Source organism: Paracoccus sigandri, from assembly GCF_003709565.1.
GTDB classification, from domain to species: domain Bacteria; phylum Pseudomonadota; class Alphaproteobacteria; order Rhodobacterales; family Rhodobacteraceae; genus Paracoccus; species Paracoccus siganidrum.
Genome location: NZ_QNRC01000027.1, coordinates 42956 through 56404, shown reverse-complemented (window position 1 = coordinate 56404; position 13449 = coordinate 42956). Strand labels below are relative to the sequence as shown.

Sequence of the window (13449 nt, the reverse complement as noted above, 5' to 3'; positions counted from 1 at the left end):
AGACGCCGCTGGCCCGATCCGGTTGCGCTGTATGGAGGCTACACCGCATCGGGCCAGCTACCCGTGCTGACCAAGCGGGGTCATTATTGGGCGCCGAAAGGGGGTCAAAGTTGCGTGCCGATTGACACTGAAATCTATGTCCTAGCGAATAATCGCTGTCCATCCTGGGGCAGCGACGCCCATGGGGCACCGTCCACACCCTTTACAAGAGCCATGGCACAGATCTTGGAGGCGCTGGACCTTAACAGCAAAAGCTGCGCGGCTCAGTGTAAAAAGGTTTGCGCACCTCTGCGAGGGAATGAGGCAGCGATTATGGCTATTCGTCAGCGCGGCATTCTTGGACGGCAGCTGCGCGGCGAAGCGTAGCGTGAGAAATACACAGAAAGCGCGAACTTTCTTTTTCCATACATTTTCCACCAAAGCACTGATTACGCCAGATTATCAGCCAGTAGCAACAAGCACACAGGCTGACCAATGCCAATCACCGATCCCCTTCTGAAAGACAAATAAGCCGCACCGTTCCTTGGCATCAGCGTTCCGACGTTCTGGCGGCGCGTTGCAGATGGCACCATTCCCAAGCCGATCAAGCTGGGAGCGCTGTCCCGCTGGCCACAATCCGAAATCCTCGAAGTCATCGAACGGGCAAAAGCTGCCCGCGACGACGCCGCATAACCAAACCGCCACCCTTGGGCATAAGGGCGGAGGCGACATTGGTTTCGTGGGTGGTGGACACCCCGAACATAGCGCCCAGCGCCCTTGCCTGCAACGACGAAGGCAAGAGCATGGCACATGCGAAGCGCAGGTATTCCGGCCAATGGCTGGTTTGCGCAATCAGTCAGGCCATCGTGTGGAGGGACGCATGATGGCTGCCCTGATCTGGGGGAATGGCCATGCGGATTGATCTTCCCGCCAAACCCTCGCTCCTGCCCTATTGCCGCAAGCTGCTGGCCGAGGGCGCAGACCCTGCCGAACTGGTTCACGTCTATCGCGGTGAAACCCTGTGCTTTCATCCAGCGCCGTTGGCTACCTTCGCGGCTCTGACAACGGAAGAAGGCGTCGAGCGGTCCATTCGCTTTCGGAAGTGGCGCGAGATGCCACGTCAGGGTGGGGTATACGCCTCGGAGACGGCGACGATTGCAGGGGGCGGGAATGACTAAGCCCCTCACGCGACAGCAGCAATGGCGGCGTCAGCACCCCGCGGCGCTACCTTGCCCACCTTTACACGCAAGCAGCCAAGCGCCTCGAGGTGCTGACGCCGCAACCCTGTGCCGCCGGCATCATCGGCTGGTGCACGCGGGGGAAGGTTTGACTGAAAGCCAAGCCACCATTCAAGGCGGCGGAAGATGAACGTGTATGCCCAAAATGTCGCAGCATTCGCGGACGCCGGGCTTCCCGTATTCCCCGTGAATACGCGCGATAAGAAGCCGGCTGTCCGAGGTTGGCAGAACGCCACGCCACGGCGAGCGAGGCAATGGGCTGCAAATAGCAGGTTGGCCGAAAGCGATGGCATTGGCGTCGTCATGGGCAAGCCGTCCGGTATCACTGAGGTTGATGTTGATCTAGCGGGCGGTGCTTGGATCACCGTCGCCCGAGAGTGGTTCGGCGATACTCAGACCATCATCCGCACGGCCAGCGGCAAGGCAAAGCTGTGGTATCGACACAATGGCGAGAGACGGCGTTCACGCATCGTCCCCGGCCTGGCCATCGACCTTCTGGGGGACGGCTTCACCATTGCCCCGCCGTCATGGCGCGATGATCTGGGCGCAAGCTATTCCTTCGTGGCGGGTGGGCTGGACGATCTGCGCCGGCTTCCGACGATCCGGGCCGGCGCCCTCGATGCAGGTTTCACGCGCGCTGCCGAGGCCGTCCAGAGGGGTGAACGCAACGACAGCCTGTGGCGCTATTGCATGACGCAGGCACGCCATTGCGACGATGCGGAAGCCCTGATCGACGTGGCGCTGACATGGGCCAGCGTATTCCCGGAACCCCTCGACGCTGCGGAGGTCGAACGATGTGCAAGATCCGCATGGCGATACGAAAGCGAAGGCCGGAATTATCTGGGCCTGCGAAAGCCGCAGATCAATACAGGGGATAGGATCATGGATGACCTGATACACAACCATGGGGACGCTTATTGCTTGTATCAGTATCTCTGGCGCTGGCACAGCAACCGTCCGACGTTTGCGATAGCACCGAAGGCGATGAGTGATGTCGGCAGCCCCGCTTGGCACCGCACCAGAATAGCCCGTGCCCGAGATGTGCTGCTTGAGCATGGACATATTGAGGAGGTCAGCCCTCCGATCAGAGGCCACAGGGCCGGGCGATATCGTTTCTCTGCATGTCGTGAAAGCGGCCATAATCATAATACATCCCCCCCACCTTAATGCGAACCCAGCCCACACCTCGCGCGCAGTGCCTTTGCCAGCTTCCTGCCCGCCCCCAACCTCGCCGCAATCAACTGGAGACGTTCACATGAACCCGAAGAAACCACATCCCACCTATGACAGCCCGCAAGGGCCCGTTAAGGATTTTGTCCGATTTATGATCGAAAATGATGAACCCCCTCAGTATCGGTCACTGGACGAGGCGATCACAGCGGCACGGCAGAGCTTTTCCGAGGGCGAAGATTGCTTATGCGATATGGGGGATGGCTTCGGCCCGCGCCGAGCCTCGAAGATCCTCGACGACATTGAGGATCCTGTAAATCGCGTTTTGATGTTCGAACGGATCGCAGCGAACCTACGGCGCCAATTCACAGCGAGGGATTGTGCCGCAGTAAATTTGGCTGCTGAGATGGAACGCCAAGCCTCATTGCTGCGGCCAATGATTGCAAATGGTGGCGATCCCAGCTTCGACATGAATGACGGAAAAGGCATTCGACCGCTACCGGCGATCCTCGACGAACTAGATGCGGACGAGGCTTTCGCGAATGCAATCTCACGCGATAGTCGGGAGGCCTGAAATGTCCTTCGCTGATTGTGTTGGCCGGGCAGTCAAGGACGGGCATACCGATGCCGGGCGCGGGAAGCGCGCACAGGCCATGTGGTCGGAACTCGCTGATCGGTATGAAGCGCAGGGGCGCCCCCGCGATGTTGCAGAGGCGCTAGCGGCAGAGGATGTGAAGCGGGCGCTGAAGAAGGAGGCCGGTGACAAGCGCCACACCTATATCAAGCAGCTGAACGTCATGCGCAGGCTTGAGGCCGAAGTGGATCAGGCCAAAGACCTTGCCACGCTCGCCACCAACAAGATCGAGCATATGGCGGCAGGGGCGAACCCCACTACCTCGCTTGTCGGCCAGGCGAATGGCTTGCGCCGCATGTTCCACCACCGTCTTGCGGATCTGCTGGTTCGCCATAGCCGCGACCTGAAAGGAAACATCAAGGACCCTGCCGGCCTGATGAACGTGGTTCGCGAACTCCATGGTGAAAGCACCGGGGATGCCGCGGCGCTGGCCATGTCGAAATCCGTCAGGGACGTTTTCAAGGATATGCGCCGCATGTTCAACGAGGCTGGCGGCGTGATTGGCGAACTGGATGATTGGGGCCTTCCCCATGTCCATAATCGCCTGGCCATCACCAGTGCCGGCTTCGACACATGGTCCCGGCAGATCGATGATCGGATTGCCTGGCACCGAATTGAGGACAAGATGACCGGCAAGCCCTTCGCTTCCGAGGGCCAGAAGCCGCCTCTTGAGGTTCGCCAGCGCTTCCTGCGCGAGATATACGACAACATCGCCTTTGGGCGCGACAGCCAAACTGCAGTTTATGGCCGGGTCGAGGGCAAGAACCTCGTCAACAAGATGGCCGAAAGCCGCGTCCTGCACTTCAACACGGCTGACGACTGGATCGCCTACAACAAGGATTTCGGCACCGGCAATCCCTATGCCTCGATCATCGCTCATGCGCACCGGATGGCTGATCAGATTGTTCAGCTGCGAGAATACGGCCCATCTCCTGAATTGGGCCTAGATTACCAGCGCCAGCTCGCCCTGAAGAAGGCGCGGGAAGCCGGGGATGAGGCGCTGGCCGGCAAAATAGAGCAGAACTTCGTTCATGCAAGCAGGATGCTTCGTATCCAGAATGGCGGCATTCAACCAGCCTCTCTGCGGCAAGCACAAATTGCGCGGTTCTTTTCGTCGCTCCGGCATTTTCTGACCGCAGCAATGCTGGACCGCGCGGTTATCGCTTCCCTGTCGGATGCCAACTCCATGCGCATGGCAGCGCGGTCGATCGGCATGAACCCCGCGAACCCATTTCAGCGCCACATGAGCCTGATCACGAGCGGCATGGCGCGCGAGGAAGCCCTTCGCGCGGGGTGGGTGGCCGATACCCTGGCAGATGCCGGTCTGGTTCTGGCGCGCTGGCAGAGCGAGGTTCCCCCGGCTGATATCGCGGAGCGCATGTCCAGCTTCGTCATGCGCGCGCAGGGGCTTTCTCACTGGACAGATACCGGCCGCAACGCCTTCCAGATGGAAATGTCCGGCCTGTTCGCGGCCAATGCCGGCCGGAAAATCGACGATATCGACGATATCGACGAACCTCTGCGGACCCTGTTGCGCAACAAGAATATCAGCGATGACGACTGGCGGGCCTTCACCGATCCCGAGACGATGTTCAGGGCAGGCAACGGCGCCACGTTTGCATCCCCAATCTACTGGCGCGAAGCCACCACCATGGACCCATCCAAGGCAGACGATCTGTTCCTGAAGCTTCAGGCCCTGCTTGAAGAACAGACCGAGTTCGCGGTGCCGACACAGAGCCTGTGGGCCCGAGCGCATGTTGAGGCAGACGCTATCCCAGGGACGATAGATTATGAGATCCGCAAGTCCGGCCTGATGGTGAAGTCCTTCGCCATGACCTTCACCGTGGACCAGATCAGCCGCATAATGTCCATGAACGGCTGGCAGCAGCGCGCGCTCTACGGTTTCGACCTTGCGGCTGGATCAACGGTTCTTGGCGCTACCTCCCTTCTGATCGCAGATCTGATCAACGGTCGCGACCCTTCCGACATGACCAAGCCGATGTTTTGGGCTGAGGCGATGGCCAAGGGCGGTGGTTTCGGGGTGATCGGGGACATCGTTGCCACGGGTGAAAGCAGCTGGGGCGGCGGATATGGATCGTGGGTGGCCGGGCCGGGCTTCCAACTTATGGATGATGTCTGGCGTCTTTCCGTCGGCAACGCCATCGAACTGATGGGCGGTCAGGAAACCAAGGCTGGCCGAGAGTTTGTCCGGTTCCTGAAGCGATACACGCCCGGCTCCGATCTTCCCTATGCCGGCCTGGCCATCGATCGCTTGGTATGGTCAAGCCTCCAGCGGCTTCTGGACCCAGAGGCAGAAGAAGCCTTCACCATGGCCGCGCGCCGCAATGAGAAGGACGGGGGTTCTCCGGGCTGGTGGCTCCCCGGATCACCGGCACCAGGCCGAGCGCCTGATGTGATGAACGCGCTCGGACGGTAGCGTCTACTTATCAGAGATTAGAGCCACGCCGGGGCCACGCGCCACGGCTCCATCATCAAGGAACTGAATACCCCGCCCTTCCAGCGTCAGCCGAACCAGTTGGACGGTGGAAGCCTTCCCGTCGCCCCTGTCCAGCTTGTTCAGCGTGTTGCGGTGCAGGTCGGTCACTTCCGACAGATCGGGATTGCTTAGACCGAGCATGGCCTTTGCGGCTTTGAACTGTTCCGGCGTCATTGTTCGGTCCTTTGTGCTTACAGCATATTTTTTGAGTTGACAGAACATGTCATACGCATACATTTTATGCTGTAAGCACAAATTGTCCATGCCTTTAACTACCAGTCAACTCAAAGGAAAACGCCATGACCAATCATCATGCCGATTTCACCGTCCAGCCTGACACCCCTGTAGAGCCGCTGGTGCCGGCAACAACGCCAGAAAGTCGCGCAACGAAGATAGAAGATTACTTGGATGAAATGCAGCGCAAAGCGGTTCGCATTCATGCCCTGATCACCGCCGCCGAACTCTGCATTGATGAGACGCAACAAGCCACCACCCTGCGGGGAGTTCTTGAAACGGCGCGGGATCTCGCTCACCAGATGAACCACGGACTGGATAGCATCTCACGACCCTGATCGCCCCTGCGCCCGGCCTCGGTCGGGCGCCGATCCTTTCAACAACCGGCGCAGCATCATGGACGCGGCCTATTCCACTAACCGACATTGGTCCGATCAATTCATTCCCGAGATCCGCCGCATTGTCGGCGCGCACCTGCTCAGCGTGGCCCCGGATCACCTGGACATGCGGCAGGCAACCGATCTTCTGATGCTGGATGGCCGGGACGTGAGGATAGCGGCCCGTGTGCGGCGTCATGGCTATGCCGGGCGGTATCCCTACGATTTCACCATCCGCTCGCGCCTGCCGTCCGGCAACCCCACTGAGCTGGCCAAGATAGTGAACGGCGAAGGCGACTGGTTGTTTTACGGCCATGCGAACGCTGCCCAGACGGGCTTTGACCTGTGGTGGCTGCTGGATCTGCGCGCCTTCCGTGCCGGGCTGATCCGGCAGGCATCGAACGGCTTCTCCATATCCTCGGGCGACCGCCGCAACCCGGACGGCACCTGCTTCAAGTGGTTCGACATCCGGTCCTTTCCGAAGGAGCCGCCCTTGGTGCTAGCCACATCAAGATCAGGCACGGCACCACCGACTTGGTGAGATACCCGGCACCTGCGGACGTCAGACGAGCCAGATGCAAGCGTGCCATCGCGGGTTCCTGACACGACCGGGCGGGCAAAGAATAGCAGTCTCGTATCAATCCCTCAATGCAACCATGAAGCCCTGCCCAGCGTGGGGGCTTTTCATGGGTGCCAGCCTTTGGCCTGTTTCTCAGCAAGCCGGGCAACATCACGCGAACGCTCAATGGCAAAGCGGCGTTCGCGTGATGGCTGTTTGTTCCGGGTGCCGCTTATCCATCGCAATGTGGTCTGAGGCATTGGCGCTGGGCGCAAGTATACCTCGACCCCCAACACTTCCGCCCACGCAAGAAACCCCTCAATGCCCGGGGCCTGCTTGGTGCGCGGGTTTTCATGCCTGACGAGCCAAGCCTCTGACTGCCCCATCAGTTCTGCAAGTTCCTCGATTGAAAGCCCAGCTGCATTCCGCCGCTCGGCCAGGATGGCGCAGGCCTCTGCCGATCTCGTCACGGTGACACATTCGTCAGCACCCCGGGCCTTCGGGATATCTTCTCCCACCGGGGCATAGATCATGCTGCCGTCCGTCCCATTGAACAGTTGAGCTCCATGAGCATCCACCGCGATGATCCACCAGCCTGCGTCCTGTACCGCCTTCAAATGGGCCATCAATCTTTCTTCGGTCATTCGTGCCTCCTGAAAAAAACCAGTGACGGCAGACGGTCGCGCGTGGGGAACTCCACTCCCAAGCCAACCTGCGCCGCTCTACATCTGGATCGATCATGCACATCTATGGTGCTTCTTGCACATGAACAGGGCGGGGCGCCGGTTTCCCGGCCGTCAACGGTGGTGATCTGAATTCGTTTTGCCGTGCCCCTCTGCGCCGCTGCGCGCGACTGGTGGCTTTCCTGTGTATCCCTCTATGTGGCTTGTGGATCGCGAGGGATGCGCTGAGCGAGGATCCGGCGTTAGTCTGCCGATGTTGGCAAAGGAGGTATCGATGCGAATTTTGACGATTATGGCGCTGCTGGCCCTGACGGCCTGCGACACCCCTACGACAGCCGAGGGATGCCCAATCGGCTTGACGGATATCGGCATGGCCCAGACGCGCGCTTGCCAGCAGGCGTTTCACGAAGAAATGGCGCGCCAAAGAGGCGGAACCGTGACCCGCTGCATTGGCGGAACCGGCAACGTAAGCTGCACAACCTACTGAAACGGGTCAGCATGCCATCCGAGGGCGTGACATCTGAGTGCGCGCCGCTTTCGGTCACCGCGATCTCACGCCCTGCCACAAGAGAGGATGCCCGGATGATGGCATAGCCGCACAGCGGCCCTATTCCCCACCCTGCGGCTTATCCTCGATCTCGATCACCCGCGCCCCCGGCCGCACGAACTCATACCCGCCGCCCCCCACATTGGTGCTGGCATCCACATGGACCGCGACGGCCGGTGCCTTGCCGTCCGCCATCAGCATTTCAATCAGCCTGAGCTTCACCTTGCTGTCGGTGTCAGTGCTGTTCAGCATGTCCGCGGCGATGTCGAGGGCGCGGGCTCGCAGGATTGCGCGCTTGTTGTTCACCTCGGACAAAAAGCGGGTCTGGGTTTCAGCAAGAAAATCTGCCACAGAGGGACGCTTCATTGCCTTCTGAAGGCCGAAGCGCGACAGGCCCGCTTCCTCGGCTGCGGCGGCGATCGAAAGACCCTTCTGCACTCGCAACTCAATGGCGGTGCGGACCTTCGGTGATATGCGGGGGGTGCGCTTGGGATCGTTCATACCCACCTTATGCGCCCGAAGGGCACACCACCAGGATGCACAGGACGTTCGGGAAAGCGTCAGTTGTCGTCATCCTCGATATAAGGGATGTGCCGTCGCCGGCTGACGCCGGAGGCCACGTTCACGGCGGGCTCAATATCCTCATGAAGCAGGCGGCATACGCCCCAAAGCGCCTCTGGCCGGGCTTTGCTGAAGGCACCAGTCTGGATGTAGCGCGATGGCAAGTAGTTCGCAGGTATCATAGCGATCACCTCGCGATCTTCAGCATTAGCCGGCAAGCCTTCAGAAATCGCCCTGTCATGCAGCTTCGGGATTGAATGGCCAAGCTTCTTCAGGTCGGCCAGCGAATATCCCTTCAGGCGCAAGTACGATTTCAGGTAAAGCTCAATCGCGTGATAATAAAGGTAGTCAACCGGCGCGTCCTTGTGGGTGACTTCGCGAGGAGACTTTTCCAGCACAGCCGCCGAAACCCAATAGCTATGGGCATAGTTGAATAGCCCCATTGCGGTCGTCCGTGACTCGTCGCCGCAGTTACTCGTCTTGGCCATGTTCCGCCTTGGCCAACCGCCGCGCCCCTTTTCCATTAATGTCGATCTGGGCGCCGTTGGGCCCAAAAGAGCCAGATGCTGTAAGCCCCATCAGAGCCTGCATCGCACGGGTGCCTTCATCAAGCTTTCCGGTGCTTTCGGCCGCGATTTTCTGGCATAGCTGCAGCCATGTTGCGTCGTCAGATTTGTAGATGAGGCTGTGCTGTTTGGTGGACATGGCGTTTCCTCGGCGGCGCCAGTGATCGAAACAGGCCTAAAGTTCACCCGACAGCCACCAGCCTGCAATCTTAAAAAGGAAAAATTTGCAAGCCGCCCGAGGGGGAGACGAGTAGAGGAAACGGCGCGCCCGATTTTTACCCCCACCCCCCTGCCTCTATAGACCCCCACCCCCATGAGCCACCCCCCTGCCCTGATCGAGGGGCAGCCAGGGAGACTTGAGCCGATACGGTTGCTGTTACGCCTTTGCGGCGCCACCACGGGCAGTCAAGCGCGCGCCGAAAGGTAGACTGAAAGGGGGACCGAATACCCTGGAAACAGCTTAATACGCTGATATTGCGTCATTATTCAGGTTAAGATGGTGCGGTCGAGAAGACTCGAACTTCCACTCCGGTTAAGGAACAGCGACCTCAACGCTGCGCGTCTACCAATTCCGCCACGACCGCATCCGGGCAGTTCGCGCCTGATACAAGAGGCGCCGGGGAATGAAAAGGGCATTTTTCGTCCGACCCGCGCCCCTCCTCCGCGACCGGCCGGGCTTGACGCCGCGACCGCTTCGGGCCAGATCGCGGGCATGGTGGAATGGATCATCAAGGGCGGCCTGACCGGCTATGACGAGGCGCTGGCCTTCATGGAGGCCCGCGTCGCCGCGATTCTGGCCGGCGAGGCCGACGAGCTGGTCTGGCTGGTCGAGCATCCGCCGCTCTATACCGCCGGGACCAGCGCGAAATCCGCCGACCTGCTGGAGGCGCGCTTCCCGGTCCACAGTGCCGGGCGCGGCGGGCAATATACCTATCACGGGCCGGGCCAGCGCGTCGTCTATGTCATGCTGGACCTGAACCGGCGCGGCCGCGACGTGCGCGCCTTCGTGACGCGGCTGGAGGCCTGGGTGATCGACGCCCTGTCGCGCTTCAACCTGAAGGGAGAGCTGCGCGAGGGCCGGGTCGGCGTCTGGATCGCCCGCCCCGACAAGCCGCCCCTGCCCGACGGCTCTGCGCGCGAGGACAAGATCGCCGCCATCGGCGTCAAGCTGCGCCGCTGGGTCAGCTTCCACGGCATCGCGATCAATGTCGAGCCCGACCTCGGCCATTACGCCGGCATCGTGCCCTGCGGCATCAGCGGGCACGGCGTCACCAGCCTGGTCGACCTGGGCCTGCCGGTCGGCATGGCCGATCTGGACCTGGCGCTGAAGGATAGCTTTCCCGCCCATTTCGGCTGAGCTTTGCCCATTACGGCGCCGCGCCGGGGTGCGACCACGCGGCCATTCGCATCCCGGCTGGTCCCGTCCTATACTGCGCGCCACCCAGCGACACGCGTCATGTGCGAGGAAATCATGAAGTCCATTCTTACCGGCGCCCTTCTCTCCGCCATCCTCTCCGCCCCCCTCTCTGGCCCCGTCCTTGCCCAGCAGGCGGGCGACCCCGCCGCCGGCGAGGCCGAGTTCCGCAAGTGCCGGTCCTGCCACATGGTCCGCGACGACCAGGGCAACGACCTCATCAAGGGCGGCATCATCGGGCCGAACCTGTGGGGCGTGGTGGGGCAGAAGATCGCCTCGGTCGAGGGCTATGCCTATGGCGACGGGCTGCGCGCGGTGGCCGAGGCCGATCCCGACATGGTCTGGACCGAGGAGGAGCTGATCGCCTATGTCACCGATCCGCGCGCCTGGCTGCAGGAAAAGACCGGCGACGCGGGCGCGCGCACCAAGATGACCTTCAAGCTGACCCGGAATCAGGCCGATATCGTCGCCTATCTGGCCAGCGTCTCGCCCGGCGCCCAATAGGGCGCGCCGGGCCGGCGCGGGGATGCGACATTCCGACGCGCCCCCGCGCAGTGAAACGGACCCGGCGCCGTGAAGGACGGCGGCCCGGCCGGGCCGGCTTGATGCAGATCATTTTACGCCGCCTCCTGTCTGTGGCAGCCTGACGGGGTCGATGCGGCAGCGCCGCCTTCTCGGCGCAGCCCGGAACCGCGATGGGAGGACCAGACGATGTTCAAGCACATACTGATCCCGACCGACGGGTCGGATCTTGCCGGTCAGGCGGTCGAACGCGGCATAGCCTTCGCCGCCGAGGCCGGAGCGGAAGTCACGATCCTGACCGTCTCCGAACTCTTTCATATCCCCGGCACAGATGCGGTGCAGATCGAGAGCACACGCGTGAATTACGAGGCGAATGCCATCGCCTTCGCCAAAGAGATCCTGGCCGCGGCCGAGGAAAAGGCGAAGGCCGCGGGCGTTGCCGTCACGACACGCCACAAGTGGCACGACTACCCCTACGAGGCGATCATCGACGCCGCGCTGGAGGACGGCTGCGACCTGATCGCCATGGCCTCGCACGGCCGGCGCGGGGTGGCGGCGATCGTCCTGGGCAGCCAGGCGACCAAGGTGCTGACCCATTCGAAGATCCCGGTGCTGGTCTACCGCTGAGCGCCGGGACGGCGGAAACGGACGGCGCGGCCGCGGGGCTTCGCCGTCCGTTCTCAGCCCTATAGGGCATTGCCGGGTCGGCATGGCTGGTCTAGAAGAACGCTGGGAAATGCCGGTCTGCCGGACCGGAATCGAATATATCTGAGGGAGTTCGGGTATGGCAGACGCAGCCGCACAGGGCCACGACGACCATCACGACCAGCGCGGGTTCTTCACCCGTTGGTTCATGTCCACCAATCACAAGGACATCGGGATCCTCTATCTGTTCACGGCGGGTGTGGTCGGGCTGATCTCGGTCTGCTTCACCGTCTACATGCGGATGGAGCTGCAGCATCCCGGCGTGCAGTACATGTGCCTGGAAGGCGCGCGGCTGATCGCCGACGCATCGGCGGAATGCACGCCCAACGGCCATCTGTGGAACGTCATGATCACCTATCATGGCGTGCTGATGATGTTCTTCGTCGTCATCCCGGCGCTGTTCGGCGGCTTCGGCAACTATTTCATGCCGCTCCATATCGGCGCCCCGGACATGAGCTTCCCGCGCCTGAACAACCTTTCCTACTGGATGTATGTCGCGGGCGTGGCGCTCGGCGTCGCCTCGCTGTTCGCGCCCGGCGGCTCGGAGCAGCCCGGCTCGGGCGTGGGCTGGGTGCTCTATCCGCCGCTGTCCACGGTCGAGGGCGGCTATTCGATGGACCTGGCGATCTTCGCCGTCCACGTCTCGGGCGCCAGCTCGATCCTGGGTGCGATCAACATCATCACCACCTTCCTGAACATGCGCGCCCCCGGCATGACGCTGTTCAAGGTGCCGCTGTTCGCCTGGTCGGTCTTCATCACCGCCTGGCTGATCCTGCTGGCCCTGCCGGTCTTGGCCGGCGCCATCACCATGCTGCTGATGGACCGCAACTTCGGGACGAACTTCTTCAACCCGGCCGGCGGCGGCGACCCGATCCTCTATCAGCATATCCTGTGGTTCTTCGGCCATCCCGAGGTCTACATCATCATCCTGCCCGGCTTCGGCATCATCAGCCACGTCATCGCCACCTTCGCCAAGAAGCCGATCTTCGGCTATCTGCCGATGGTGCTGGCCATGGCCGCGATCGGCGTGCTGGGCTTCGTGGTCTGGGCGCACCACATGTACACGGTCGGCATGTCGCTGACCCAGCAGGCCTATTTCATGCTGGCCACGATGACCATCGCGGTGCCCACCGGCATCAAGGTGTTCAGCTGGATCGCGACGATGTGGGGCGGAAGTGTCGAGTTCAAGACGCCGATGCTCTGGGCCTTCGGCTTCCTGTTCCTGTTCACTGTCGGCGGCGTGACCGGCGTGGTGCTGAGCCAGGCGCCGCTGGACCGGGTCTATCACGACACCTATTACGTCGTGGCGCATTTCCACTACGTGATGTCGCTTGGCGCGGTCTTCGCGATCTTCGCCGGGGTCTATTTCTGGATCGGCAAGATGTCGGGCCGGCAATATCCCGAATGGGCCGGCAAGCTGCATTTCTGGGCGATGTTCATCGGCTCGAACCTGATCTTCTTCCCGCAGCACTTCCTGGGCCGCCAGGGCATGCCGCGCCGCTATATCGACTATCCGGTCGAGTTCTCCTACTGGAACAACATCAGCTCGATCGGCGCCTATATCGCCTTCGCCTCGTTCCTGTTCTTCATCGGCGTGGTGTTCTACACCCTGTTCGCGGGCAAGCGCGTGACCGAGAACAACTACTGGAACGAGCATGCCGACACGCTGGAATGGACCCTGCCCTGCCCGCCGCCGGAGCACACCTTCGAGCAGCTGCCCAAGCGCGAGGACTGGGACCACAGCCACGCCCATTAAGGCCCGC

General features: G+C 61.6%; 17 protein-coding genes and 1 tRNA gene. 12 read left to right on the top strand and 6 right to left on the bottom strand.

Translation table 11 applies throughout. The annotated features are described in order from the left end of the window. From C9E82_RS24845 to C9E82_RS18910, 5 genes are all read left to right on the top strand, one after another. Nucleotides 1-366: hypothetical protein (locus tag C9E82_RS24845; protein ID WP_205962235.1), on the top strand; the 366-nt coding region annotated here is incomplete at its 5' end. Between the two features lie 524 nt (nucleotides 367-890). Beyond that, a complete protein-coding gene (locus C9E82_RS18920) occupies nucleotides 891-1157 on the top strand; it encodes a hypothetical protein (protein ID WP_147393151.1) in 267 nt (88 codons plus the stop codon). Nucleotides 1158-1343: 186 nt separating this feature from the next. Then, complete coding sequence (locus C9E82_RS18915; RefSeq protein ID WP_119900872.1) at nucleotides 1344-2384, top strand: bifunctional DNA primase/polymerase; 1041 nt, start codon at nucleotides 1344-1346, stop codon at nucleotides 2382-2384. 88 nt (nucleotides 2385-2472) lie between these two features. Then, nucleotides 2473-2961 carry a hypothetical protein gene (locus tag C9E82_RS24190; RefSeq protein ID WP_147393150.1) on the top strand — a complete coding sequence of 163 codons (489 nt, stop codon included), beginning with the start codon at nucleotides 2473-2475 and terminating at the stop codon, nucleotides 2959-2961. A gap of 1 nt (nucleotide 2962) precedes the next feature. Then, complete coding sequence (locus C9E82_RS18910) at nucleotides 2963-5458, top strand: hypothetical protein (protein WP_119900871.1); 2496 nt, start codon at nucleotides 2963-2965, stop codon at nucleotides 5456-5458. A gap of 3 nt (nucleotides 5459-5461) precedes the next feature. Here the strand turns inward: C9E82_RS18910 and C9E82_RS18905 are convergent, their stop codons facing one another. Then, complete coding sequence (locus tag C9E82_RS18905; RefSeq protein WP_119900870.1) at nucleotides 5462-5692, bottom strand: transcriptional regulator; 231 nt, start codon at nucleotides 5690-5692, stop codon at nucleotides 5462-5464. A 125-nt stretch (nucleotides 5693-5817) separates the two neighbouring features. Here C9E82_RS18905 and C9E82_RS24185 point away from each other — a divergent pair, with 125 nt between their 5' ends. Both C9E82_RS24185 and C9E82_RS18895 read left to right on the top strand, forming a co-directional pair. Next, nucleotides 5818-6090: a hypothetical protein gene (locus C9E82_RS24185; RefSeq protein ID WP_119900869.1), complete on the top strand. Its 273-nt coding sequence runs from the start codon at nucleotides 5818-5820 to the stop codon at nucleotides 6088-6090. Between the two features lie 58 nt (nucleotides 6091-6148). Then, nucleotides 6149-6670, top strand: coding sequence for a hypothetical protein (locus tag C9E82_RS18895; RefSeq protein WP_119900868.1), 522 nt, complete (start codon nucleotides 6149-6151; stop codon nucleotides 6668-6670). A gap of 143 nt (nucleotides 6671-6813) precedes the next feature. Here C9E82_RS18895 and C9E82_RS18890 read toward each other — a convergent pair whose 3' ends face one another. Continuing rightward, nucleotides 6814-7332 (bottom strand): helix-turn-helix domain-containing protein, encoded by a 519-nt coding sequence (locus C9E82_RS18890; RefSeq protein ID WP_119900867.1) that lies wholly within the window; start codon nucleotides 7330-7332, stop codon nucleotides 6814-6816. 313 nt (nucleotides 7333-7645) lie between these two features. Here C9E82_RS18890 and C9E82_RS18885 point away from each other — a divergent pair, with 313 nt between their 5' ends. Continuing rightward, nucleotides 7646-7858, top strand: a complete 213-nt coding sequence (locus tag C9E82_RS18885) for a hypothetical protein (protein WP_119900866.1) — start codon at nucleotides 7646-7648, stop codon at nucleotides 7856-7858. A 120-nt stretch (nucleotides 7859-7978) separates the two neighbouring features. On the opposite strand, the gene C9E82_RS18880 is transcribed toward C9E82_RS18885, so the two are convergent. The 4 genes from C9E82_RS18880 to C9E82_RS18870 form a co-directional block, all read right to left on the bottom strand. Beyond that, complete coding sequence (locus C9E82_RS18880; protein ID WP_119900865.1) at nucleotides 7979-8419, bottom strand: hypothetical protein; 441 nt, start codon at nucleotides 8417-8419, stop codon at nucleotides 7979-7981. A gap of 59 nt (nucleotides 8420-8478) precedes the next feature. Next, entirely contained in the window at nucleotides 8479-8967 is a 489-nt protein-coding gene (locus tag C9E82_RS18875) for a HEPN domain-containing protein (RefSeq protein ID WP_122449356.1), read from the bottom strand. Beyond that, nucleotides 8951-9184: a hypothetical protein gene (locus tag C9E82_RS24180; RefSeq protein ID WP_119900863.1), complete on the bottom strand. Its 234-nt coding sequence runs from the start codon at nucleotides 9182-9184 to the stop codon at nucleotides 8951-8953. The genes C9E82_RS18875 and C9E82_RS24180 overlap by 17 nt, the downstream gene beginning before the upstream one ends. Nucleotides 9185-9542: 358 nt before the next feature. After that, nucleotides 9543-9629: transfer RNA gene (locus C9E82_RS18870), tRNA-Leu, on the bottom strand. A 128-nt stretch (nucleotides 9630-9757) separates the two neighbouring features. Between C9E82_RS18870 and lipB the strand changes: the two genes are divergently transcribed. The 4 genes from lipB to ctaD all read left to right on the top strand — a co-directional run bounded on the left by lipB (nucleotide 9758) and on the right by ctaD (nucleotide 13442). After that, entirely contained in the window at nucleotides 9758-10402 is a 645-nt protein-coding gene (gene lipB / locus C9E82_RS18865) for a lipoyl(octanoyl) transferase LipB (protein WP_119901109.1), read from the top strand. Between the two features lie 114 nt (nucleotides 10403-10516). After that, nucleotides 10517-10963 carry a c-type cytochrome gene (locus tag C9E82_RS18860; protein WP_240643713.1) on the top strand — a complete coding sequence of 149 codons (447 nt, stop codon included), beginning with the start codon at nucleotides 10517-10519 and terminating at the stop codon, nucleotides 10961-10963. A 207-nt stretch (nucleotides 10964-11170) separates the two neighbouring features. Further along, the gene (locus C9E82_RS18855; RefSeq protein ID WP_119901110.1) at nucleotides 11171-11608 is read left to right on the top strand and encodes a universal stress protein; all 438 of its coding nucleotides are present in this window, start codon (nucleotides 11171-11173) and stop codon (nucleotides 11606-11608) included. 157 nt (nucleotides 11609-11765) lie between these two features. Further along, nucleotides 11766-13442 (top strand): cytochrome c oxidase subunit I, encoded by a 1677-nt coding sequence (ctaD, locus tag C9E82_RS18850; RefSeq protein ID WP_119901111.1) that lies wholly within the window; start codon nucleotides 11766-11768, stop codon nucleotides 13440-13442. Nucleotides 13443-13449: the final 7 nt, after the last annotated feature.